Source organism: Paenibacillus sp. FSL R5-0810, assembly GCF_038002285.1.
In the GTDB taxonomy this organism is placed as follows: domain Bacteria; phylum Bacillota; class Bacilli; order Paenibacillales; family Paenibacillaceae; genus Paenibacillus_AQ; species Paenibacillus_AQ lactis.
Genome location: NZ_JBBOCF010000001.1, coordinates 1,006,676 through 1,029,857, shown reverse-complemented (window position 1 = coordinate 1,029,857; position 23,182 = coordinate 1,006,676). Strand labels below are relative to the sequence as shown.

Sequence of the window (23,182 nt, the reverse complement as noted above, 5' to 3'; positions counted from 1 at the left end):
CAGGGCCGTTCGGGCTGATCCAATGCCGGGTTCCCCGTCTAGGAGCAGCCCTTCCAGCTTCTATTTCTCTCCTCTTCCAACCCGGAACCAGTCGATATCCGCATACCCTCTGTCTAAGTGATCCTCTCGGCTCGCCGCAAACAATCCTACCTTAGCTCCGACCCAGTGCCCCTTTTCCGCTTCGAACTCCTTATCTCCGCACGGCACGAAAGGACCGTCAGCGCCGGCGTACTCGAAGCGGCATATAGCTCCAGGAAGAACCGTCACCCGTAGCGTTACTTTCCCTTCGCTCAATCCACCGGACCACACAATATGTTCCGCCTGGTCGTTTCCTTCGGCACGGAGGAGTTCCATGCCGGATCCGTCCTCCTTCATCCGAACGGCTACATAAGCAAAGGTTCGCCCGAATATGATCAGGCCCGCATATTCACCGGGCTTGAGTGCCGTTCCGTCCACCCTCGCTTCAGCTTGAAATACTTCTGCCGGGAATTTCTGCATCAGCAAGTGAGGGGCAGCGTAGATCGTGCGGGTGGACTGGTTATCCGGCACCGGGAAGGCAAATAATCGCAAATGGCTCTCCCTCTCGAATGCGTACCAGGCCGGATTGGGATTGGCCTGCCATTGCCACTGGAGGCCAAGCTCAGCTCCTTCGAAATCGTCCGAGTCATCCGGCGCCTGAATCGCATGCTCCCCGCCGACGTTTGGCTTCGGATAACGAAGAACCGGTTCGCCGATCCCGTCCCCATTCGCATCGATACCGATCTGCGGCCAATCATCGACCCAGCGCATCGGCTGCAGATGAGTGATTCGCCCGTATGCCCCTTTGTCTTGAAAATGCATGAACCAGCATTCGCCCGAAGCGAGCTCTACCCAGCCGCCCTGATGCGGGCCGTTAATAGGGCTATCGCCTTGATGCAGTACGATTTTATCCTCGTAGGGGCCAAAGACCGCAGTCGATCGAAGCACGGTCTGCCAGCCCGTAGATACACCCCCGGCGGGAGCAAATATATAATAATAGCCATTCCGTTTATACATCTTCGGACCTTCCATCGTTGGATGGCGCTCGGTACCGTCGAAAACGATCTGACCTTCATCCAAGAGACGCATTCCGTCCGGGGACATCCGGCACATTCTTAATAGGTGCTTGATGCCGCATCTGCTTTTGGCGAACGCGTGAACCAGGTAGGCCTGGCCGTCATCGTCCCAGAACGGACACGGGTCGATCAGGCCTTTCCCCTCTTGAACCAGATGCAGAGGCGTCCAGCTGCCTGCCGGGTCCCTTGCTGTGCTCATCATAATGCCGACATCCGGATCTCCATAGAACACCCAGTACTTGCCGTCATGGAACCGAAGGGCCGGAGCCCACACGCCGTTCCCGTGCTGAGGGACGTCATAGCCCGGCAGCTCCATCCGAGGCAGCACATGATTAATAATCCTCCAGTTAATCAGATCCTTCGAGTGCAGAATCGGCAGTCCCGGCAGATGGCCGAAGCTGGAAGCCGTCATATAGAAATCTTCCCCGACCCGGATCACATCCGGATCCGAATAATCCGCATGAAGCACCGGGTTCACGAACGTCCCGTCCCCCTGATCCGACAGCCAAGGCTTGCTCTGTAGTACTTGCAGTGTTGACGATGAGTGCATCATCGAGTTCCTCCTCCTATAACGAATCTAGTAACCGCTCCATTTCCAGACTGGCAAGGATGAAAGGCGCCACGCCAATCTGGGCATCGGACACCACTTGTTCACTGATGTAATATTCATACGAGCCGTTGCGGTCATCGCTCAGCCCTGCTCCATGGCATATGGAATGAAGATGCACGCCGGTTGCGCCGGCCTCAACAAACCGCTGAATCAAACCGGCGTACGCCCGCTCCGCAACAGGCATTGAAGGCTGCTCCAGGTACTGGAGCCGAACGCCCTTGGCCAAAGCGTAAATAAACATGGAGGAGCCGGAGGTTTCAAGATAATTGCCTTCCCGGAAGCCCTGATCGAGCACCTGGAACCACAGCCCGCTCTCTTTCTCCTGCCATCGTGCCAGCGCTCGGCTTAGGCGCTCGAATATGCCAATGATCGTACCGCGCTGCGGATGATCTATCGGGAAAAACTCCAGACTGTCCACAAGCGCCATCGCATACCAGCCCAAAGCCCGGCTCCAAAAGTGCGGGGACCGCCCGCTTTCCGGATCGGCCCAAACCTGTTCCTTCGCTTCATCCCATCCGTGATACAGAAGACCCGTCTTGGGATCCCGGGTTCTGCGCTCCACCAGCAGAAGCTGATGTGCCACCTCGTCAAACAATTCGGGGCGGTTGTAGGTTTTGGCATACTGAGCCAGGAACGGCGAAGACATATAGAGCCCATCCAGCCACATCTGAAATGGATATACTTTTTTGTGCCAAAAACCGCCGTCCGTCGTCCTGGGCTGGCTGATGAGCTGGGCGGCCAGCGTATGGGAAGCCTTTTCATATCGGGAGTCTGGAAATTTGGCCCTCAGGGCAAACAAATTTTTCCCCTGGTTGATTTGGTCCAGATTGTACTCCTCGATGCGGTACCCCCGAATGCTTCCATCCTCTTGAACAAACAGATCCATATGCCGTTTCATGAAGTCGAAATAAGCTTCCTTGTTATAAAAATCCCCTGTACGGGCGATCGCCATGAGCATCATCCCGGGTACATACGCCCACCGGCGGGCAATTTCCGGGTGAACTCCCCCGCCGTCCGCTTGACGGAGGATCGTATCCACCGTCCGGACGGACCATGGGTTCCCTTCCATCCATATCCCCCCTCAATCTTCTTGGAAGTATAATTTTCAAGCTTCATTATAATGAAACATAAACGATAAAAATTCCGGGTTTAATGCCGAATCCCCCGCATATTTTGCATTTTATGCTCTCTTTCCCCGCTCTCGCTTCCTTCATGAAGCTAAAAATGCCGCTAGGATTCAAATCCGGCAAAAAAGGCAAAGAATGACCCGAATTAAACATCGGAGACCGTTTTAATAGGAGTATGCCATTCGGTAACATAGATGGAAACGAAGAATAACAAGCCGCAAAAATAAGAAACAGCTGAAAGGTTGATGATGATGACTGCACTGCCTCGAGTCCGTCCGGAGGAGGTCGGCATTCCTCCATCCGCCATCCTCCGCTTTATGGAGGACATGACGGACAAAAATATGAACCTGCACAGCTTTATGCTCCTTCGGCATGGCAAAGTGGCAGCCGAAGGCTATTACTTCCCGTTCCACAAAGATTTAAGGCATCCGATATTCTCGGTCAGCAAGAGCCTGACATCGGCCGCTGTCGGCATTGCCATCGGAGAAGGGCGGATCTCCCTGGATGACAAGGTCATTCATTTTTTCCCGGATAAACAGCCGGAGACCGTACATCCGTACACAGCCAGTATGACCATCCGGCATCTCTTGAGCATGCAAACCGTCCACAGAAAATCAACCAATAAGGAGGCCCGTGATATCGTATTCGAATACCTTCATACGCCGCCGAGCCATCCCCCGGGAACCGTCTTTGCCTACGATACGACAGGTACGCATACGCTGTGCGCCATTCTCCAACGGGTCACGGGGACTACCGTACATGACTATCTCGATGCCCGCTTGTTCCAGCCTCTCGGGATGCAGGATATCGAGTGGGAGACCTGTCCGCTCGGAATTAACCTGGGCGGCAGCGGGGCCTATTGCACCACGGAGGATCTGGCCAAATTCGGTCAGCTCTATCTGCAGGACGGGGTGTGGAATGGGACGAGGATCCTCCCTGAGGGCTGGGTAGAGCAAAGCACGTCCAAGGTCGTTGATAATTCCAGTGCCGGAATTTTGCTGGAAGGGCGAAGCGGTTACGGGTACCAGTTCTGGCGGGCCAGGCGTCAAGCCTACTGCGCATTCGGAGCCGGAGGGCAATTCGTTCTCGTCAGCCCGCACCATGACGCCGTATTCGTGTCGACGGCCAACACCATGCTGAACCGGGATGAGCACCAAGGGATTCTTGACAGCGTCTGGACCCATCTGATTTCTTCCATGCAGGAGCCCTGCCCCTTCGATGTTGCCGGTTATGACCGGATGAAGCAGCGTCTGAGCGCCTTGAAGCTCCATCTGCCGAAAGGAAGCTCCTTCTCCCATGCAGCCGCACAAGTCTCGGGACACCCTTATCGCCTATCAGCTAACGAGCCGGGATGGACAGACTGCCAATTTACGTTCAGTGATCAAGCCTGCGAGCTCATCTTCATTCATGAAACCGGTAGTTCCCGTGTTGTATGCTCCATGAATGATTGGCATATCGGTCCCGATCCTTTTTTCGGCCTTCCCTCCGCTTGCGGTGCAGTATGGGCAGATTCGTCGACTTGCTTGATTCACATTCAGCTGCTGGAACAGCAGCAGATGTTTATTCTTACCTGCCGCTTTGACCGCGATGGTCTAGTGCTGCAAATCAAGCCGGCCGGCGCGCATAAAACGAATCATCTTGATCTCGTGCTAATCGGAACGCCAATCAACAAGCCTTGAACCATATGTTCATCACTTGCCTCTCCAGATAACTTGCATTGATTAAATTTGCATGTTAACCAGCCGCAATGACTCAGCCTTCCAGCCGGCCTCGTCAATCTACCCCATAATAAACTTGGTTTGCGCATCGGTGATGATCTGCGTATACCGAAACGATCGATGCGGATAAGGATGCTCAGGAGGTTAAGCCTTACCGTGACACGCTGCCGCAGCGGGGCGATTTGTACAACATGGAGAAGAAGCCGAAAGGAACGGAGCTGTTTAACAAGAACAAACAAATCGTGTTCGAGAACGAGAAATACATTGTGCCGAATCCGGCACTGACCCACGCGTTCTTCAACAGCAGCGGTATTTTATGCACCAGCCGAAGGGTTGTTGCCGTTCGTTCCGCGCTGTTCCAATGATCCGTCTCCACCGGATTCGCGGTTTGCGAGATTTCCCCCGATCCCGCTGCCCAGAATATGCTTTCATTGGTATCCAGATACCGCTCGAACTCGGCCTTGTTCAAGCCCTCCAGCGGCTTGAGGGAATTTAAATCCACGACCCATTCATGCTTCAGATTAACGACGTACACCTGGTTTAATATGGTCTGCGTCTGCAGATTAAACATTTCCTTCATCAGTTCCCGGACCTTAATAAAGTCCTGTCCGCTTAACTTGCTGTCCATCACAGACTTGAGCAGCGAAGAGTTCTCAAACTGCAGGGCAGTTCTTTGCATGGAATCGAGCACCTGCTCCACCCTCATCCGGGTCTGGTTCAACAGATGCATATTCCCCTCGTTCACCTTCTCCTCCACGTCTTTGGCGGCAATGAAATAAGAGAAGAATCCGATAAGAATTGTCGGAAAGGATCCCAACAGCAAACTATATATGAGTATTTTGGATTTGAATGTTCCCAATATCATTTGCTCCCTTGTTATGATAACGCTTACAGACATTATCCTAAGATCATAACATAGAAGCACATGATTTCTATCATGATCGATGCTCATTTGCCAATATTTTTAATGTTTTTTGTCCGTGTGTTCGATCGTTCAGAGCTCCACAACGGCTTTAATCACCTTGGAAGAAGGGTTCAACCACTGCTTAAATTCGCCGATCATTTCATCAAATCCGCATCGATGCGTGACATAACGCTCCAAATCAAGGCCGCTTTCCGTCATCGCCTTGATAACATGATTGAAGTCGGCTTTGGTCGCATTCCGGCTGCCCATCAAGGTCAGCTCCCGTTTATGGAAATCGGAATCCTCGAAAGAAATGTCTCCGTTGATTAACCCGACGTACACCAGGGTTCCTCCGTGCCCAACCAACTTGAACGCATGGGTCATGGAACGCTGATTTCCGGTTGCATCAAAAACAATGGCGGGAAGCTCTCCACCCGTTAACGCAGCAAGCTCATTTGACGATTCTTGCCCGGCCCGGATGATATGATCAGCCTTGGCCCACGACTTGCTGAAGGCTAGCCGCTCAGCGTTCATGTCCATTGCGATAACGGTTGCTCCCTTCTCCTTAGCAAACACCATGACGCCAAGTCCGATAGGACCGGCACCGATCACCAAAACCGTATCCTCGCGGGTGACATTCGCCCTTTGGACACTATGGGCCCCTATCGCTAACGGTTCTACCAGGGCCGCCTGATCCATTGATAATCCGTCTGCTCGAACCAAATGGGTGATCGGAACCGAAATGCGCTCCCGCATGCCTCCGTCTGTATGCACGCCGATGACATTCATTGATCTACAGCAATTGGTCTTGCCTCTGAGACAAGCCATGCATTGTCCACAGTGCATGTAAGGAATGACACAGACGATGTCGCCTGCCTTCAACCCCGCTTCATTGTCCCCGATCTGTTCAATCATCCCGGATAGCTCATGACCGAGAATTCGCGGGTAGGTAAAGAACGGCTGATTGCCGTTAAAGGCATGAAGATCCGTACCGCAAATCCCGATTCGTTTAACGCTGATGATAGCCTCGCCATCAAGCAATTGCGGCTCCGGCAAATCCTCGCGGAATTGAAACTCCCCAATCCGACTGCACACGATTCCCTTCATTATGCCCGCCCCCTTTATGGTCTGATCCCTTCATTGTATTCCGGGCGTCCGCTTATCCAAGTCCGGCCTTGAATCGGCTCCAGGATCCTTAAAACCTCGGCCGCCAACCTTTGATCCAGAGGTTCTTCGGTCCATTCGGCATTGCGCACGATGTTATCCGGGTTGGCCGTACTGACCAGCGTCGTCGGAATCTGCTCATGCGAGGTCGAGAACTGCACGGCCAGCTTGGCAATATCGATTCCTTCCTTCGCGCAATATTCAGCCGCTTGTCTGCACGCTTCCTTGATTTCCGCCGAAGCCGGATGCCATGACGGCGCTCCTCGACGGCTAAGAAGCCCCATTGACAATGGAGATGCGTTAATGAGACCGATTCCTTCTTGATGAAGCAACGGCAGCAAATCTGTCAAGGTATGATCATTTAAAGAATAGTGGCAATACGAGATGATTGCATCCACCTTCGTCTGAGGCAGCAGCTGTTCAAACAGCTGTAACGGCAAACCGCAAATTCCGCTAAAGCGGATTTTACCTTGTTCTTTTAAATGCTGGAGTGCAGGGATACCCTCCTCCAAAATGATCTGTGCGGGCACGAACTCAATATCATGCAGGAAGAGGAAATCCACATAGTCGGTATTCAACCGTTTCAAGCTCTCATCTGCACTTGCAATGATCCGCTTGAATGTGAAATCAAAATCCTGCTCGCCATAGCGGCCGGCTTTGGTGGACAGGTAAAATTTGTCCCGGGGGATCTGCCGGATGGCTTGACCAAGCACCGTTTCCGCCTTCGTCAGTCCATAATAGGGCGAAACATCAATCAGATTAATTCCTGCATCAATGGCTGCGTGAACGGTTCGGATTCCCTCGCTATCGTCCGTCTCCCGAAAGACGGAGCCCAGCGAGGATGCGCCGAAGCTTAATACGGAAACCTCCAGTCCGGTACGACCCAGCTTGCGGTATTTCATAGTCTTAACCCACCTTATTTATTGAGATTACGTTTTATAGCAATGAGGATTACTAGCATCTTAGCGAAAAGGAGTAAAGGAATTTCCTCAACCCCGTCGTTGTTGGGATATTCAGAGCCTGTAGAACTCCACGGCATTCAACCCGAACAATCGGGCCCGCTCCTGCTCTCCCCATGCCTTGGGCAGCGCTGCTTCTAACACGTGCACGACTTGGCTATATTCAGCGGACAGCAGACATACCGGCCAGTCGCTTCCGAACATGACCCGCTCGGAACCGAACAGGGCAATGGCTTTATGTACATAATCTGTGAAGTCCTCCTGGTTCCACCGCCGATGCTCGGCCTCGGTGACCATGCCGGACAGCTTGCAGTAAATTCCCGGAAAGCGTGCGATTCCTTTCATGAAGCTCTCCCAGGGCTCAATTTCCCCGCTTCTTATCGGTGGTTTGCCCAGATGGTCCACCACGCCCCGCATGTCCGGGACTTGCTGGATGAGCTTCAGTAAGTGCTCCAGCTGATGGCTTCGAACAAGAAGATCGATCGGAACTTCTTCCTGGATATACATACTCAAGGCTTCGATAAACGCCGGCTCCAGAATGGCACTGGAATCAGGCATATCCTGTATCATAATCCGGAAACCGATAAACTTTGGATGCTTTGAAAATCGTTCATATTGGCGGCGATGCTCCGGATCGAAGAGATCGATCCACCCCACCACGCCGAGAATGGAAGGATCGCGATCGGCCAGAGATAAGAGATAGTCCGTTTCTTCAAGGGTCGGGGCCGCCTGAACCGCAATCGTGCCGTCAAGCTGATGCGCATCCAAATGCGGTTTTAAATCGGATGGCAGGAAGTCCCGGTAAAGCACGGGAAGCTCAGGTGTGATCCATCCGTAATCCCCCCGTTCAATCCGCCAATAATGCTGGTGGGCATCTACTTTCATGTACTTCCCCCGCCTTTCTGCATCGCTTTTCATATCCCCATTGTATGTTCAATATCCGTGTATAAAAATAGCGTATTCTTGCAGATTCATAACGTATTTTGATATTGTGAACGTATCAGAGTGAAGGAGGACGATCATCATGACTCCCTTGCGCAAAGCCTTTAACGGAGACCCCTTGTTTCCTATGGAGCTGGTTTATCGGACGCAAAAAAGCCCCCGCATGGAGCTGCCCCACCATCTGCACGATCTTTACGAATTGGTATACATACATCAGGGGAAAGGCACTTTTTTTATTGAAAACAAATTAGTGGAGAAAAAAGAAGGCGACCTGTTTATCATTCCCGGGAACACGATCCACAGCTCTTTCCCTGACCCGGAAGATCCGATTATTTCAAGCGCTTTATTCTTTGCGCCATCGCTCGTCCAAGGTGATCCTATCAGCGATTTACAATACGCTGCCCTTCATTGCTTCGAAATTTCCCGGAAATCGGGAGCTTATCGTTATGAACTGTCAGCGACCGATCAAACGTATATCGAGGACAGACTGAAAGCGATGTCGGACGAGATTGGGCAGACCCGGTTAGGATCCCGGGAGGCGCTTGTGCTTCAGCTGCGCTCCATCCTGCTGTATATCAATCGTTATATCAGCGTCTCATCTGCAGAGAAGCCGGCCCCTGCGGCGCTTGGACCCGCTTGGCTGATCGAATCCATTCAATGGATTCACGAGCATCTGGATCAACCTATTGGACTAGCCGCACTGTCGGCGCATGCGTCGGTAGATCCCGCCCATTACTCCAGAATGTTCAAGAAGTACACCGGCCTAACGGTTACCGATTATATCAATGCGAAACGGATCGCGCATGCCAAAGAGCTTATGCTCACGAACGAGATGCCCATAGGCCGCATCGCGGAAATTTGCGGGTACGACACCCTGACGCATTTTCATCGAAAATTCAAAAGCTTGACTGGAATGACGCCTGGAGCTTACAGGAGGCAGGCGCTGTCAAACGGCTAGGATTATCGGGAAGATAACCATGAGATATAGGATCTCCCCAACATGGCGTCGACCGATGTTTAGATCCCGCGAATCCCATCAAATGATAATTTTATTGCAAAAATCATGAACGCGTAAGCAACCTTTTCCATTTGGAAGCGTCTATTCCTATATATAGGAACTTTGCGTTCGCAGGAGCGTGCTCCACGCATGCCCACATTCATTTTTTAATCCATACGAATGTATCAAATCGAGAGGTGATTGCGTACATATGAGTCATATTACAATGGCGGAAGCTTTGGCTGTCCGGGCAGCCATGAATCGACTGATTAATCAATTGATGCAGGAGCGATTGAACAACAGCAGCACTATTATTGAAAAAGGGGAGACCGCCGAGGTGCCTGCGCGCAGTGTCGATGTCATCACGGAAGAAATCGATGCCGTCTCCGCCGATTTCAGAAAGCTGGACCTGTTAATGGCGATTTCAAATACCACCGAGACGATCCCGTGGAACGGCAGCAACATAACCGTCATGGAAGCGATCGAGCTGGCCAAGCAGATGCGCAATGAAATCGGACAGCTCGCGCATCTCGGCACCCGCAAGAAGCTGGAGCGCCAGAGCAGCCGGGGGCTCGAGGGCGGCGCCGTAACGCTCTTCAATGTGGCGTTATATGATCCGGAAGCCTATCATGCAGCCGCCCGCAAGAAGGAACGCGAGGTAACAAAGCTTTCCTCCCTGATCGAGCATGCGAACCATCATTCGAAGATTCCCTTCGATGCTACGAAGTACATGGAGTAACGGAAGCCGCCGGCTTCAAGCCTACAACGTTATGCCGCGTGCAGGTTTGGAGCCGGCGGTTACCGCCGGCTGGCGGGAAAGTGCGGGCAGCCGCTTGTTGTTTGTCGGATACAAACAAATGAATAAGTAAACCTACAATCGACTCCAATTGTGAAAACGGATGACGGTTGACGGATTACGCACTTCACTCGATTACGTTTAACGGACTTTCGAACGCGAATATGAATCGCCCCGTTTCCCGCCGTCCCACATAACAACCATCGGAACAGCCTCAACCTATGACGCCGATGGAGCCTATGCCAAATCTGGAATCTGCAACGAACAAAAAGCCTCCAGCCCGCTTTGAAACGGGTTGGAGGCTTTTATTATGCACGGGAGTCACAACAGAATAATTTATTTCAATTCATCACATGCCTGTGATTCTTGCATTCTATTGAAACAAGGCGGCCGCTCCGACGAGACCGACATCATCCCGCAGACCGGCGGGAACGATCTCATAGGTTCCTAGATAAGCCGGCATAACCAGCTTGTCCGTCATTTCGCGGAGCGCCGGGAACAGCAGCTCACCGGCCCTGCTGACTCCCCCTCCGATGACGATCCGGTCCGGATTAAAGCTATGAATGACGTTGACCAGACCAAGAGCCATATAGTAGACCGCGCGATCAATGACCTCAATCGCGACAGCATCGCCCAGCCGCTTCGCTTCAAAGACATGCCGGGCATTGACGCTGCCGTCGGCTGCTGCCAGCTCGGAGATCATACTTGTCCGCTCCTGAATCTTCAGGGCAGCTTCCTGGCCGATCGCCGTACCGGAAGCAAATACCTCCCAGCAGCCGCGACTTCCGCAGTTGCACTGCGGGCCGCTCGGATCGATGATGTGATGTCCCAGCTCGCCCGCATAGGAATTGCTACCAAGGAACAGCTTGCCGTCCAAGACGATGCCTGAGCCGATTCCCGTGCTGAACGTGACGTACACCATGTTCGTAGAGCCTGCGCCGGCTCCGCGTACATATTCCCCCCATGCTGCCGCATTGGCATCGTTCAACACCTGAACTTCGGTACTCAGCTCCCGTTCCATCCATGCTTTCAAGGGGACATTCGTCCATTCCGGCAAGTTCGTGCCGTAAATGACGATGCCCTCCCTGCTGTTCACCGCTCCCGGCGAAGCCATCCCGACACCCCGCAGCGGGTGGCCGCCCGAAACGCTTCGGATCATCGCCGTAATTCTCCCGACAACCTCCTCAGCCGTTCGTGCGCCTGCCGTCTCCACTTGCTCGCGGTTCAGCAGCCGACCTTCGGAATCAAAGAGCGCAGCCGCGATCTTCGTACCCCCGAGATCAACGCCAACTACAAATTCTTGTTGTTTATTAAGAATGGTTTGCAATTTGTGTTCACCTGTTTTCCGATATGTTTGCTACATCTATTGATGAATGCTGTCTGCCAGCGACCGAAGCTCAACCGGATCAATCGGCTTCAGTCCGGAACGGCCGTAGCGGACCGCCGAGCCGAAATGCACTTCTGTTACACCGGTCTGATCGATGAAGTCCCGAATGATCTCCCACGTTAAGCCATTGCCCGCCAAAATCTTAAGATGACTGCCGCGCGCCTCTTCGACCAGCCGTCGAATTTGCGGAATGGCTTGCGGTGCCGGCTGGGGTCCGCCCGATGTCAATACACGGGTAACCGCCGGATATTTCATTAACGTGCGCAAACCTTCGAACTGATCATCCAACTCGTCAAAGGCGCGGTGATACGTCACCTGCATGTCCCCGGTCCACGCCAGCAGAGCACCCAGCGTTTCTTCGTCGATCTTCCCGTCCGGAGTCAGCGCGCCGAGGACGACCCCGGCTGCTCCGGCGCTGCGAATCGCCTGAATCTCCGCGATCATGGTGACCACGTCGGTCTCGCTGTACACGAAGGAACGGCTGTGAGGCCGGACCATCACATGGACCGGAATGTTTACCGCCTTGATGACCTGCTGGACAAGTCCAATTCCCGGTGTCAGTCCGCCTTCCGTGATCGCCGTGATCAGCTCCAGCCGGTCTGCGCCGTTATTCTCAGCTGTAATGGCGTCATCGACGGTCGTGGCTATAATTTCTAGGAGCATAGAAGTCACACCTTCCCGGAAGCCGGTTTCTTATGAAACTGCTTCTCTACATAATCCGCCAGCAGCCTGGCGCCGTAGCCGGTTGCTCCCGCAGCAGCATGCGGAAACTCCCGCTTGTACTGAACCGTTCCCGCCATGTCGATGTGGACCCACTTCATCGATTCCGGAACAAAATGCCGGATAAACAGGGCGGCCGTAATTGCGCCGGCCAAGGTCGACGTGCCGACATTGCGCAAATCCGCGTAGTCGCTCCGCAGCTCGGACTCGTATTCGTCAACAAGCGGCATTGGCCAGAGCCGTTCGCCGTTGCGTTCGCCGATTTCGACCAGGTCACGGGTCATCGCTTCATCGCCCCAGATCCCTGCCAGCTCGAGCCCGAGCGCAGCGCCGACATTGCCTGTCAGCGTCGCGATGTCGATCACTTGATCCGCCTGAAGGGTCGCCGCATGAAGCAGCGCATCCGCGATGATCAGTCTGCCTTCACCGTCCGTATTCGCGACCTGGACGCTGATGCCGTTCGGATAATGGATGACGGAGGACGGCAGCATCGCATGCTGGTCCGGGAGATTATCGGCAACCGCGATAAGAGCTGTTACCTTCACCGGCGCTTTTCGGGAGATCAGAATCTCCATAGCGCCGGCTACGGCAGCCGCGCCGCCCATATCCATGCGCGCATCGCTTATATCCCTGCCGGTCTTGACGTTCATGCCGCCCATGTCAAAGGTAATGCCTTTGCCGATTAGCACGACATGAGGGCCCTTCTGTCCGGCCGGCAAGCCGTCATACGAAATTTCAACCAGGGATGGCTCGAATCGGCTGCCCTTCCCGACCGCAAGCAATCCATTCATCTGGCGCTCATGGAGCTCGTGGCCGCGGTATACATGAAGCTTGGCCTTCGTGTTCTTGAAGTGTTCCTCCAATACAGCAGCGAACGCTTCCGGATTCAGCGTCTCCGGCGACTCATTGACCAAGTCCCTGGCAAGCCTCGTTCCCCGTTCGCGGATCGCGGCGATGGACAGCAGGGTATCCAGCTCTTCCCGCGGGATTCCTTCCCAATCCTTCGATCGGATATGAAGCTTAATCGTGGCTTCCGTTGCCGTAATGCCTCGATGCTTATTGAACCGATACAATCCGTATAACCAGCCTTCCATCCAGGCTTGGAATTCCTCTGCCTCCGTCAGCTTGGGTTTCTCCGAACCCGTATCAAGCGGTTTACGGATGAGAACAGCGCTTGTTTTATGTTCCTTCAGCAGAGCCCGCGCAACTGAAGCCGCTGCTTTACGCACTTTCTCTACGGTTAGCTGCTCTCTTGAACCCATGCCTGCGATTAAATAATCCGCCTCATCCCGGGAACGTGCATACAGCCATGTTAAGCTTCCGCTTCGTTTTCGGGAATCAGGGAGGCGAAACGGCGGCTCGTCTCCCTCATATATCGCATAGACCCGGCTATCGGCAACATGCGATTCATCAAATATGATATTCATCGGCGTATTTCCCTCCTCTGGCTCTATTACAACCGAGCGTTTCGATCCGGTTAAGCTTGCTTCATGATCTCCTCATCATACAAATGGCAGGCCACCTGATGGCCCGGTTCCACTTCCCGGAAGACCGGCGCCTTCTGCTTGCACACCTCCATGCAAGCAGGGCAGCGGGTATGGAAACGGCATCCCGTCGGCGGATTAACCGGGCTTGGCAGATCCCCCTTCAGAATAATCCGTTCTTTCTTCAGCTTAGGATCCGGTACCGGCACCGAGGACAGCAGCGCCTGGGTATAAGGATGCAGCGGACGGTCATAGAGCGTATCCTTATCGGCTGATTCGACCAGCGTTCCCAAATACATAACGCCGATCCGATCGCTGATATGCTCGACGACGCTTAAATCGTGAGAGATGAACAGATACGTCAGGCCGTACTCTTCCTGCAAATCCTGGAGCAAATTCAGCACCTGCGACTGGATCGATACGTCAAGAGCCGAAACGGGCTCATCCGCTACGATCAGGCTCGGCCGTACCGACAGCGCACGTGCAATGCCGATCCGCTGGCGCTGCCCGCCGCTGAACTCATGGGCGTAGCGCTCGGCATGAAAGCTGTTCAGACCCACCGTTTCAAGCAGCTCTCCGGCCAGCTTGTCACGTTCCTTGGCGCTTAGCTTCGTGTGGATCAGCAGCGGCTCCGCTACGAGCTCCTTCACCTTCATCCGCGGATTCAACGAGGCGTAAGGATCCTGAAACACCATCTGCATGTCTTTTCGCAGCGGGCGCATCTGGTTCTCGTTGAAACGGCTGATATCGGTTCCGTTGAAAATAACCTCGCCGTCGTTTGGCGTTAACAGGCGCGTAACAAGCCGGCCGGTGGTCGACTTGCCGCAGCCGCTCTCTCCGACGAGACTGAAGGTTTCGCCCTTCCGAATCGCGAAGGAGATTCCGTCAACGGCGCGAAGCTGCTTGGAGCTGCCGAAGAAGCCTTTTTTGACCGTAAATGATTTCTGCAGGTTCCGTACTTCTAATAGCGGTGATTCATTCATGCCGTTTCTCCCCCTTTCGCATGCCCATCCTGCGTCAGCCAGCACCGGCTCTTGCGATCCGCTTCGTTCGCGACCGGGAGCAGCTGCGGCTCCTGCGACAAGCAGCGCTCCATCACATAAGGACACCGGGGAGCAAATTTGCAGCCCGGAGGCATGTTGCGCAGATCGGGAACGTTGCCCGGAATGGATTCCAGCCGACGAACCTTCTGTCTAAGCTTCGGCACCGAGGCAATGAGTCCCTTGGTATACGGATGCTGCGGATTCTCGAACAGCTCGGTCACGCTCGCCTCTTCCACGACCCGGCCAGCATACATGACGACCACCCGGTCGCACATCTCCGCCACAACGCCGAGGTCATGCGTAATAAGCAGCATGCCCATGTTCTGTTCCTTCTTCAGGCGGTTCATCAGTTCGAGAATTTGCGCCTGGATCGTCACGTCAAGCGCCGTCGTCGGCTCGTCCGCGATCAAGAGCTTCGGATTGCAGGCCATCGCCATCGCGATCATGACCCGCTGCCGCATGCCCCCGGACAATTGGTGCGGATAATCGTCAACCACTTCATCGGCCCTAGGAATTCCAACAAGCTTCAGCGATTCGATCGCATGCTCGCGCGCTTTCTTCCGGCCGTATCCAAGATGGAGCATGATCGACTCCTCAAGCTGCTTTCCGATGCGGAGCACGGGATTAAGCGAGGTCATCGGCTCTTGGAAGATCATCGCAAGCTCATTGCCGCGGTAGCGGCGCATGTCCTTTTCCGGCAGCTGCACGAGGTCCTTGCCCTCAAACAAGACCGATCCGCCGGCGATTCGGCCGGGCGTATCCTTGAGCAGTCTCATGATAGACAGGGAGGTTACGCTTTTTCCACAGCCGGATTCGCCCACGAGCCCAAGCACTTCGCCTTTGTTAATGTGAAAGTCCACGCCCGCCACGGCGAGCACCGAGGAACCGTCCCGCTTGAATTCGGTTTTGAGTCCTTTGACTTCTAGCAATGTTTGCGTCACGTTCAATCCCCCCTATTCGTTCTTCGACTTCGGATCCAGCGCATCGTTGAGTCCATCGCCAATCAGGTTGAACGCGAGAACCGTCAAGAAGATGAGCAGACCCGGAAAATATACGATGTGCGGTGCGATGCTTAAATAATCGCGTCCCATACTGAGCATCGCGCCCCAGTCCGGCTCCGTCGGCTTGGCGCCAAGCCCGAGGAAGCTGAGGGAGGATGCCGCGAGAATGGCTCCGCCGATCTTCATCGAAACGTTGACGATGATGCTCGGCACCGTTTCAGGGAAGATATGCTTCCAGATGATCCGGTTGTTTTTCGCGCCCATCGAGCGGGCAGCTTCGACGTACAACGATTCTTTCGCGGACAGCGTCACGCTTCGGATAATTCGGGCGAAGGAAGGCGTTCCGAATACCGCTACCGCAATGACCACATTGGACAAGCCCGGACCGAGAATCGCCACGATGCCGATTGCCAGAAGCAGATCCGGGAAGGAGAACATAACGTCGCTTCCGCGCATGATCAGGCGGTCAATCCAGCCGCCGTAATAGCCGCTGATAAGCCCCAAAATCGTACCGGCAATAGCCGAAATAAATACGGCGCTCAGGCTGACCGACATCGTCAGCCGGGTTCCGTCGATCAGACGGCTGAGAATATCCCGTCCGTATTCATCGGTCCCTGCCCAGTGCGCAGCCGAAGGGCCTTGCATCATTGCATCGTAGTTCGGCTCGTTCGGAGGATATGGAACAATATGCGGGCCGATGACGGCCAGCACCAGCAATATCAAGATGAACACGCCGGATATGACGGCAAGCTTTTGCTTCATAAACTTGGATACAAACGTGCTGAACTTCCCTTTGACCGGGCTGTTCACCACAGCCTCCCCCGGTACGGAGGATGAATGGACCGTTACTGAAGAATTGTCGCTCATGAGCTCCCCCTCCTATTTCGATGCATACCGGATTTTTGGATTCAGTACACCGTATAATAAATCGACAATCAGGTTAATCAGAATAAATTCGGTCGCAAACATCAGGAGCAGCGCCTGAATGACCGTATAATCCCGGAACGCGATCGAATCGACCAGCAGCCGGCCCATCCCCGGAATACTGAATACGGTTTCGACCATGACCGAGCCCCCGAGCAAAAAGCCGAATTGAAGCCCGGCTACCGTAACGACCTGGATCAAGGAATTGCGCAGCGCGTGTCTTCCGACAACGACGAATTCCCGCAGACCCTTCGCCCGTCCGGTCCGGACATAATCCTCACGCATCGATTCAAGCATCGACGTGCGGGAGTACCGTGCGAGCATGGACATAATTCCCGCACCGAGCGTGAACGAAGGAAGAATATACGATTGCCAGCTGTCAACGCCGCCGGTTGGGAACCAGCCCAGCTCGACGGAGAAGATTTGAATCAGAACGAGACCCAGCCAGAAGCCCGGCAGGGAGATTCCCGAAATGGCAGTGAGCATCCCGAGGTAATCCGGCCATTTGCCGCGATTGACGGCGGACACGATCCCGATCAAGAGTCCGATGACCAGCGCCCAGCCAAGACTCGTAAACGTTAGCACGATCGTCGGAAAAAACCGGCTTTCCAGCATATCCACGACCGGCAGTCCGGAGGTAATGGAAACACCCAGGTCACCCTTCAACAGATCACCCATATAGTTAACATATTGCTGCCACAGCGGCAGATTTAGTCCCAGCTGCTCCCGTATCCCGTTGATCTCCTCAAGGGTGGCTTCCTTACCTGCGACAAGCCGTGCCGGGTCTCCGGGAATCAGGTGAATAAACATGAACACAAGTATCGACACAATGAATAACAGAGGGATGACACCCAGCAGCCTCTGAATTGCATATCTTCCCAAAGGATAAGCCTCCTTTCAACATGCCAGCCTTAAAAATAAATGGGCCGCTTCCTTATCATCAAAAGAGGCGGCCCACCCTAGTTCAACATTTCAGCAAACCCGTGCTGCCAGAATTACTTCACTTCGGCATTCAATACATTGATCGAGCCGTCAGGGAATACTTTCACGCCGTCCAGATAAGCGCGTTTACCTGTAATGACTTGGTCAACGCCCAGGAACACCCATGGAGCGTCTTCCCAGATTTGCTTCTGGATATTGGCATAGATTTCTTTAGCTTCGTCCGGATTAACCGATGCATTTGCATCCTTGATCCATTGATCGACATTATCATTTTTGTAATATGCGGTGTTGGAGCCTGCAGGCGGGAAGAACTCGCTGCTGAACAGACCTTTCGTCGCACCGTCCGCATCGCCGGAAGAAGGAGACCAGCTCACGTACCACATTTGGATTTTCGCATTTTCCGGCGTAGCCGAGTTGATCTGATCGGACAAGGTCGCGCCTTCCATCGATTTCACTTCAACCTTAATGCCGACAAGCGCAAGCTGCTGCTGAATAAACTGCATGCCCTTCATCGTCTCGGAATCGTTCTCGCCCCAGATCTCGGCTTCGAATCCGTCCGGATATCCCGCTTCCGCGAGCAGCGCCTTTGCTTTCTCCGGATCATAGTCATAACCGGATTGCTCCGAATAGTACTGGGTCATGGAGGACATGGAAGACTTCAGCTTAGATCCAAGACCGGATTTAACAACCTTGATATAGGCATCCTTATCGATTGCATAGTTGATCGCTTGACGAACCTTCAGATCGTCATACGGCTTCTTCATCGTGTTCAGCGTGATATAGCGAACGATCGTCGAATCGATTTTATCCACCACAATGTTGGAATCGCCTTCGACCTCGGATACTTGCTCCGTCGGCATCGGGTAGATGAAGTCAGCTTCGCCGGTCTTCAGCATGGCAATTCGGGAACCGTTCTCCGGTACAGGCTTGAACGTGATGCTGTCCACCTTCGGAAGCCCTTCCTGCCAGTATTCTTCATTCTTCACGACAACCAAACGATCGCCTTGAACCCATTCCTTGAACTTGTATGCGCCTGTTCCTACCGCATTCTTCGTTACATCCACGCCGTCTTTAAGCGCTTTAGGGCTAATCATGAGCGCCATAGCGGTTTTGTTCAGGAATGCGCTGTACGGCTGGCTAAGCGTAATGACAACCGTATTCTCATCCGGTGTTTGCACGTCGGATACCGTCGAGAAGCTGCGGCGCATTCTGAGATTGTTCTTTTCGTCCAGGATGCGGTCCAGGTTAGCTTTTACAGCTTCGGCATTGAAGTCTGTGCCGTCATGGAATTTCACGTTTTTACGAAGATTAAACGTATAAGTCAGACCGTCTTCGCTGACTTTGTAATCTTCAGCCAAGACCGGAACGAGTTCCATCTTTTCATTGAAACCCATCAAGCCTTCGTACATCGTGCGCGCACCGGAGATCGAGTGCGTATCGCCGGCATTATGCGGATCCATCGTGAGGAAATTCGCGTTGATCGCGATGGTGATATCCTTGTTGTTTTTCGTCACCGGTTTGCTTTCCCCGCCGGCATTGGTCGCCCCTTCGCTGCCTCCGCCGCCGTTTCCGCCGCAAGCTGATGCTACGATTGTAAATGCAAGCAACAGCATGAGCAGTGACCATGTTCTACTCTTGAATCTCATTGTTTACTCCCCCTTTGATGTAGTAAAGAATCTATAGATTCACTCGGCATGCCCTGGAATGGATCGAGGAGCACCCGAATTCCTCACCCTTTATTTGTTGCGTTCAAAATACGCTCCCTTTATTTGTTCCATTCAAATACGGCGCGACGCTCACCTACAAGCGTTCCACCGTCGTTGAGAATTTCGTTCGGCACGAGCTCGTACAGCCGGTCGATCGTGGCTTGGTTGCTATAACCCAGCCGCTCCAAAATGGTCGCGATGATGCATGGCCATACCTGCTCGGAACCGTCGGATACCTTAAGGGAAATCGCCAACCGTTCCTTCCGAAGCCCGATGCCGTATACTCCTTTAGCACCGCCCTTGGCAGTCAGGTTGTCATCCTTCAAAAGTGCAGAGCATACGAATTTCGTGTCTGCGATGATATCGGGGTATTCGTTCATCACCTTCGCGATCCTTGCTGCAGCTTCTGCCGTCTCCGGGTCCTGGATCAAGTCCGGACAAGCGAGCTTCAAGAATGAATAGGCGATCCGGTCCAGCGGAATCGCGAAGATCGGCAGGCCGCAGCCGTCAATCCCTTGCGGGATGGAGGATACCGGAACTTCCGCGATATCGGCGAGCGTTTCAAGGATTTCCTTTTGTAGCGGATGCTCGGGTTGGTAATACGTCGCTTCATCCCAGCCCATATGCTTGCACAATGCAATCATTCCGCTATGCTTGCCGGAGCAGTTGTGGAAGATCCGGCGCTTCGCCTCATGGTTCTGATGGCGCTCGGCCTTCGCATCCTCGTTCAAGGGGTATGTAGCGCAGCAGTGGAGCGCGTCCTCCTGGATGCCAATTTTGCCCATGAGCGATTCAAGGGCATCAATGTGGAAGCTCTCTCCCCGGTGGGAAGCCGCAAACAGAGCCGTCTCCTCGCCGGTCAGTCCGTATACTTCGTCAATGCGGCGCTTCATAGCCGGCAGTGCTTGAAAAGGCTTTGCAGCAGAGCGCAAAAACGTCAAATGATGGGGATCGCCTGCCGCATAGAGAACCTTCCCGCTTTCATCGACAACGCTCACCGCGCCGTAATGGACATTTTCCAGCACATTGCCGCGGTATTCCTCTACCAATGGAACAAATCTCATGATTATTTCCCCCGATTTCCTGATGAATTAATTCAATTGAAAATAACGATCCTGCGCCACCATACCCGAGCCGATCATGACGCCTTCCTCATGCAGCTTCGAACGGACGATGGAAAAGCTGCCCTGAAGCGGCTCCCACACATACCTTGAGCAAAGGTTGACGATCTCTTCATGCACCTCCGGGAACTTGTCCAGGATTTCGCCGCTCAGGATGACGCTGTCCGGGTTGTACATGCTGACCACGTTATTGACCGTGATGGCCATATACGCAAGGGCGCGATCGATTAAGTAGCAGGCCCAGTGAGTACCCGCACGCCGCTCGGCAAACAGCTCCTCGATCGTGCGGACCGGCTTGATTTTACTCGCTTCAGATAATAGGGACGGGATGTTGATATACGTCTGCAAACAGCCGGCCTTACCGCAATCGCACATCATGCCCTCCGGGTCCACCGTCGTATGTCCGATTTCACCCGCGCTGTTCGTCACCCCGCGATAGATTTCGCCTTCCAGTATCAAGGCAGAGCCGACGCCATTACCAAAGCCGAGGAGAACCGTCCGATTCGAACCATAGGCGGAGCCCTTCAACTGTTCGGCTAGGGCCTTTACCTTCAACTCATTGTCCACGACAGCCTGAAACCCGGTCACGTCCTGAAGCAGGTCGGCGAGACGGATATTCTTCCAGCCCAGCTGAACGGAGAATTTAACAATTCCCTCCTGGACCTCGATGATGCCGGGAAGCCCGACGCCGATGCCCACGATGCGCTTGCGGTCGATGCCGCCAGTCGCAATCAGATCTTCGATCGTGCTTCCAATCCGCGCTACGGTCGTGCTCGCCTCCTCGTTCGGCGGTCTGCTGAAACTCTCGCTGCACAGAACATTTCCTTGGATATCGACGAATCCGATATTCGCCCGATCACGGTCCAGCTCCACGCCAATCGAAATAACCGCGGTATCCAGCAGTCGGATGAGCGAGGATTTTCTTCCGCGCCCGGCGGAAACCTGCTCCTCCGTTTCATGCACATATCCCTCATCCGTCAGTTCGGCTACAATCCGGCTGACGGTCGTCGGGCTCATGCCCGTCTGCTTCGCAATGGCTGCTCTTGAAATCGGCTGTTCATTCTTGATGATCTGGAACACCGTAAGTCTGTTCTGCCGCTTCATAAAATCCTGGTCATGCTTTTTCATGAAGACATCCCCTATTTAATTTCATCAATAGATTAATTAGCGCATTCTTCCAACTTATTAGGTGGTTAATCATCAAAAATCTGTGTTAAATATCATATTTTTCATTTTTATTCTCCAGTGATGATATTAATAATAAAATGTCATTTGTGAATGTGTCAATATATATGACACATTTAATTTTCCTCAAATTTTTATTACCAATGTAAGCATTTCAATTTTACTCTGAAAAAACACAGCTCTCCTGTACGGATACATTTGGTTTTTACAGGCGTACAATATGACATGTACCTAACATAACGATTTTCAAAAAAGCGAAGGTCACTATCGGAAATATCAAAATTAATCCACTGAAGAAATGAATTCTAAGAACAGCGGTCTGATCCAGCGGCGGGGAACTCCAACTGCTTTCCGTTGAGCCTTGTCCATTAAGTGTTATGGTGTGAGTTGGCTTGCGTGTCTAATTGCGGTGGCGTCGGGGAAGTGAGTGGGTCGTTTTTTGGGTTGGCGCATATTGGGCTTGTTGTTTGGGTTGTTGTTTTAGTTATTGAATATGGGGCTGGTGTTTTGATACTGCTGTTTAGGGAGCGGTTATACGGGGCATTAGATGGGTATTGAAGGGGAATTCTGAAATAACACGTTGGAACACACAAAGCAGGGACGCAGTAGATGTCCAATACCGTGCGATTAGGACGATCTATTGGTGATCTATGTCTTTCTTCATCAACCTCGCTCCTCCTTGAACGATTATGATTCATACCGTTCCTTCTGAACCGTATCAACCAGTGTTGGCTATAAGTCAAACAAACCCTGAGCTGAGCATGAAATCCATAGATTTCGCAATTTCGTTTGCTTATGTATATAGAAACACCAGATAGCGTTCCCTTATGCGAAACGTTAATCGTTTATCAAAAAAACCTATTTAAGCGAAAAAAAAGGCATAGAAGACTCTTTTCCATGTTTTTTTCTATGAAGGGACCACCTCATACTAATGGGCGGCCTTCGCTTTTCAACAAGCAAGCCCAACCGAAGGTCAGGGCGAGCCCCAAACCCCCAGCGAAGGTTTGAGGATAGCCGATCCTTTGGGAGTCCGTTTCTACCACTTAATATTCCATTCCGGAAACGGACGAACTCCAGAGCGGATAGCCTCAAACCGGAGCGCAAAAAATGGCCACCTCATTCAAGGTGGCCTGTCTTGCACTTGCCTTTGGTTTGTGCGCCCTACCGAAGGTCAGGACGCGGTCCCGAACCCTCCAGCGGAGGTTTGAGAATAGCCGATCCTTTGGGAGTCCGTTTCTACTGCTTACTATTCCATTCCGGAAACGGACGAACAACAGAGCGGATATCTCCAAGCCTCAGCGCAAAAAATGGCCACCTCATTCAAGGTGGCCTGTCTCGCACTTGCCTTTGGTTTGCTC

The 23,182-nt window shown here is 53.1% G+C and carries 20 protein-coding genes; 4 read left to right on the top strand and 16 right to left on the bottom strand.

Annotated features, from left to right (window positions below; genetic code table 11):
* Positions 1 to 60: 60 nt before the first annotated feature.
* Together MKX76_RS04800 and MKX76_RS04795 are read right to left on the bottom strand one after the other, a co-directional pair.
* Positions 61 to 1,647 (bottom strand): glycoside hydrolase family 43 protein, encoded by a 1,587-nt coding sequence (locus tag MKX76_RS04800; RefSeq protein ID WP_251537334.1) that lies wholly within the window; start codon positions 1,645 to 1,647, stop codon positions 61 to 63.
* Positions 1,648 to 1,660: 13 nt separating this feature from the next.
* Positions 1,661 to 2,773 (bottom strand): glycoside hydrolase family 88/105 protein, encoded by a 1,113-nt coding sequence (locus tag MKX76_RS04795; RefSeq protein ID WP_251537332.1) that lies wholly within the window; start codon positions 2,771 to 2,773, stop codon positions 1,661 to 1,663.
* Positions 2,774 to 3,076: 303 nt separating this feature from the next.
* Between MKX76_RS04795 and MKX76_RS04790 the strand changes: the two genes are divergently transcribed.
* On the top strand, positions 3,077 to 4,510 hold the full coding sequence (locus MKX76_RS04790) for a serine hydrolase domain-containing protein (RefSeq protein ID WP_341033111.1): 1,434 nt from the start codon (positions 3,077 to 3,079) through the stop codon (positions 4,508 to 4,510).
* 190 nt (positions 4,511 to 4,700) lie between these two features.
* Here the strand turns inward: MKX76_RS04790 and MKX76_RS04785 are convergent, their stop codons facing one another.
* From MKX76_RS04785 to MKX76_RS04770, 4 genes are all read right to left on the bottom strand, one after another.
* The gene (locus MKX76_RS04785; protein ID WP_244869275.1) at positions 4,701 to 5,408 is read right to left on the bottom strand and encodes a hypothetical protein; all 708 of its coding nucleotides are present in this window, start codon (positions 5,406 to 5,408) and stop codon (positions 4,701 to 4,703) included.
* A gap of 135 nt (positions 5,409 to 5,543) precedes the next feature.
* A complete protein-coding gene (locus tag MKX76_RS04780; protein ID WP_251537328.1) occupies positions 5,544 to 6,560 on the bottom strand; it encodes a zinc-binding alcohol dehydrogenase family protein in 1,017 nt (338 codons plus the stop codon).
* Positions 6,561 to 6,574: 14 nt separating this feature from the next.
* Positions 6,575 to 7,519 carry an aldo/keto reductase gene (locus tag MKX76_RS04775; RefSeq protein WP_210095453.1) on the bottom strand — a complete coding sequence of 315 codons (945 nt, stop codon included), beginning with the start codon at positions 7,517 to 7,519 and terminating at the stop codon, positions 6,575 to 6,577.
* A 111-nt stretch (positions 7,520 to 7,630) separates the two neighbouring features.
* Positions 7,631 to 8,461: an amidohydrolase family protein gene (locus tag MKX76_RS04770; protein ID WP_007128485.1), complete on the bottom strand. Its 831-nt coding sequence runs from the start codon at positions 8,459 to 8,461 to the stop codon at positions 7,631 to 7,633.
* Positions 8,462 to 8,600: 139 nt separating this feature from the next.
* On the opposite strand from MKX76_RS04770, the gene MKX76_RS04765 reads away from it, so the two are divergent.
* From MKX76_RS04765 to MKX76_RS04755, 3 genes are all read left to right on the top strand, one after another.
* On the top strand, positions 8,601 to 9,476 hold the full coding sequence (locus MKX76_RS04765; protein ID WP_251537326.1) for an AraC family transcriptional regulator: 876 nt from the start codon (positions 8,601 to 8,603) through the stop codon (positions 9,474 to 9,476).
* 250 nt (positions 9,477 to 9,726) lie between these two features.
* Positions 9,727 to 10,254 (top strand): hypothetical protein, encoded by a 528-nt coding sequence (locus tag MKX76_RS04760; protein ID WP_028407236.1) that lies wholly within the window; start codon positions 9,727 to 9,729, stop codon positions 10,252 to 10,254.
* Positions 10,232 to 10,384 carry a hypothetical protein gene (locus MKX76_RS04755; protein WP_167324088.1) on the top strand — a complete coding sequence of 51 codons (153 nt, stop codon included), beginning with the start codon at positions 10,232 to 10,234 and terminating at the stop codon, positions 10,382 to 10,384. The genes MKX76_RS04760 and MKX76_RS04755 overlap by 23 nt, the downstream gene beginning before the upstream one ends.
* A gap of 300 nt (positions 10,385 to 10,684) precedes the next feature.
* Here MKX76_RS04755 and MKX76_RS04750 read toward each other — a convergent pair whose 3' ends face one another.
* The 10 genes from MKX76_RS04750 to MKX76_RS04705 all read right to left on the bottom strand — a co-directional run bounded on the left by MKX76_RS04750 (position 10,685) and on the right by MKX76_RS04705 (position 21,767).
* Entirely contained in the window at positions 10,685 to 11,638 is a 954-nt protein-coding gene (locus MKX76_RS04750) for an ROK family protein (protein ID WP_213617162.1), read from the bottom strand.
* Between the two features lie 36 nt (positions 11,639 to 11,674).
* Positions 11,675 to 12,361 carry a copper homeostasis protein CutC gene (locus MKX76_RS04745; RefSeq protein WP_341033110.1) on the bottom strand — a complete coding sequence of 229 codons (687 nt, stop codon included), beginning with the start codon at positions 12,359 to 12,361 and terminating at the stop codon, positions 11,675 to 11,677.
* A gap of 5 nt (positions 12,362 to 12,366) precedes the next feature.
* Positions 12,367 to 13,845 (bottom strand): M17 family metallopeptidase, encoded by a 1,479-nt coding sequence (locus MKX76_RS04740; protein ID WP_341033109.1) that lies wholly within the window; start codon positions 13,843 to 13,845, stop codon positions 12,367 to 12,369.
* A 50-nt stretch (positions 13,846 to 13,895) separates the two neighbouring features.
* Positions 13,896 to 14,885: an ABC transporter ATP-binding protein gene (locus MKX76_RS04735; protein ID WP_007128491.1), complete on the bottom strand. Its 990-nt coding sequence runs from the start codon at positions 14,883 to 14,885 to the stop codon at positions 13,896 to 13,898.
* Complete coding sequence (locus MKX76_RS04730) at positions 14,882 to 15,886, bottom strand: ABC transporter ATP-binding protein (RefSeq protein WP_028407239.1); 1,005 nt, start codon at positions 15,884 to 15,886, stop codon at positions 14,882 to 14,884. The genes MKX76_RS04735 and MKX76_RS04730 overlap by 4 nt, the downstream gene beginning before the upstream one ends.
* A gap of 12 nt (positions 15,887 to 15,898) precedes the next feature.
* Entirely contained in the window at positions 15,899 to 16,813 is a 915-nt protein-coding gene (locus tag MKX76_RS04725; RefSeq protein WP_341033108.1) for an ABC transporter permease, read from the bottom strand.
* Positions 16,814 to 16,825: 12 nt separating this feature from the next.
* Positions 16,826 to 17,752 carry an ABC transporter permease subunit gene (locus tag MKX76_RS04720; RefSeq protein WP_007128494.1) on the bottom strand — a complete coding sequence of 309 codons (927 nt, stop codon included), beginning with the start codon at positions 17,750 to 17,752 and terminating at the stop codon, positions 16,826 to 16,828.
* A gap of 113 nt (positions 17,753 to 17,865) precedes the next feature.
* A complete protein-coding gene (locus MKX76_RS04715; protein WP_251537319.1) occupies positions 17,866 to 19,458 on the bottom strand; it encodes a glutathione ABC transporter substrate-binding protein in 1,593 nt (530 codons plus the stop codon).
* Positions 19,459 to 19,577: 119 nt separating this feature from the next.
* Positions 19,578 to 20,582 (bottom strand): asparaginase, encoded by a 1,005-nt coding sequence (locus MKX76_RS04710; protein ID WP_341033107.1) that lies wholly within the window; start codon positions 20,580 to 20,582, stop codon positions 19,578 to 19,580.
* A gap of 27 nt (positions 20,583 to 20,609) precedes the next feature.
* Positions 20,610 to 21,767: an ROK family transcriptional regulator gene (locus MKX76_RS04705; protein WP_341033106.1), complete on the bottom strand. Its 1,158-nt coding sequence runs from the start codon at positions 21,765 to 21,767 to the stop codon at positions 20,610 to 20,612.
* Between the last annotated feature and the right edge of the window lie 1,415 nt (positions 21,768 to 23,182).

What these genes read in the sequence shown, in the direction of transcription:
- MKX76_RS04800 (WP_251537334.1), bottom strand. Translation starts at nt 1,647, where the DNA reads ATGATGCACTCATCGTCAACACTGCAAGTACTACAGAGCAAGCCTTGG.
- MKX76_RS04795 (WP_251537332.1), bottom strand. Translation starts at nt 2,773, where the DNA reads ATGGAAGGGAACCCATGGTCCGTCCGGACGGTGGATACGATCCTCCGT.
- MKX76_RS04790 (WP_341033111.1), top strand. Translation starts at nt 3,077, where the DNA reads ATGATGATGACTGCACTGCCTCGAGTCCGTCCGGAGGAGGTCGGCATT.
- MKX76_RS04780 (WP_251537328.1), bottom strand. Translation starts at nt 6,560, where the DNA reads ATGAAGGGAATCGTGTGCAGTCGGATTGGGGAGTTTCAATTCCGCGAG.
- MKX76_RS04775 (WP_210095453.1), bottom strand. Translation starts at nt 7,519, where the DNA reads ATGAAATACCGCAAGCTGGGTCGTACCGGACTGGAGGTTTCCGTATTA.
- MKX76_RS04770 (WP_007128485.1), bottom strand. Translation starts at nt 8,461, where the DNA reads ATGAAAGTAGATGCCCACCAGCATTATTGGCGGATTGAACGGGGGGAT.
- MKX76_RS04765 (WP_251537326.1), top strand. Translation starts at nt 8,601, where the DNA reads ATGACTCCCTTGCGCAAAGCCTTTAACGGAGACCCCTTGTTTCCTATG.
- MKX76_RS04760 (WP_028407236.1), top strand. Translation starts at nt 9,727, where the DNA reads ATGAGTCATATTACAATGGCGGAAGCTTTGGCTGTCCGGGCAGCCATG.
- MKX76_RS04755 (WP_167324088.1), top strand. Translation starts at nt 10,232, where the DNA reads ATGCTACGAAGTACATGGAGTAACGGAAGCCGCCGGCTTCAAGCCTAC.
- MKX76_RS04745 (WP_341033110.1), bottom strand. Translation starts at nt 12,361, where the DNA reads ATGCTCCTAGAAATTATAGCCACGACCGTCGATGACGCCATTACAGCT.
- MKX76_RS04740 (WP_341033109.1), bottom strand. Translation starts at nt 13,845, where the DNA reads ATGAATATCATATTTGATGAATCGCATGTTGCCGATAGCCGGGTCTAT.
- MKX76_RS04735 (WP_007128491.1), bottom strand. Translation starts at nt 14,885, where the DNA reads ATGAATGAATCACCGCTATTAGAAGTACGGAACCTGCAGAAATCATTT.
- MKX76_RS04725 (WP_341033108.1), bottom strand. Translation starts at nt 16,813, where the DNA reads ATGAGCGACAATTCTTCAGTAACGGTCCATTCATCCTCCGTACCGGGG.
- MKX76_RS04715 (WP_251537319.1), bottom strand. Translation starts at nt 19,458, where the DNA reads ATGAGATTCAAGAGTAGAACATGGTCACTGCTCATGCTGTTGCTTGCA.
- MKX76_RS04710 (WP_341033107.1), bottom strand. Translation starts at nt 20,582, where the DNA reads ATGAGATTTGTTCCATTGGTAGAGGAATACCGCGGCAATGTGCTGGAA.
- MKX76_RS04705 (WP_341033106.1), bottom strand. Translation starts at nt 21,767, where the DNA reads ATGAAAAAGCATGACCAGGATTTTATGAAGCGGCAGAACAGACTTACG.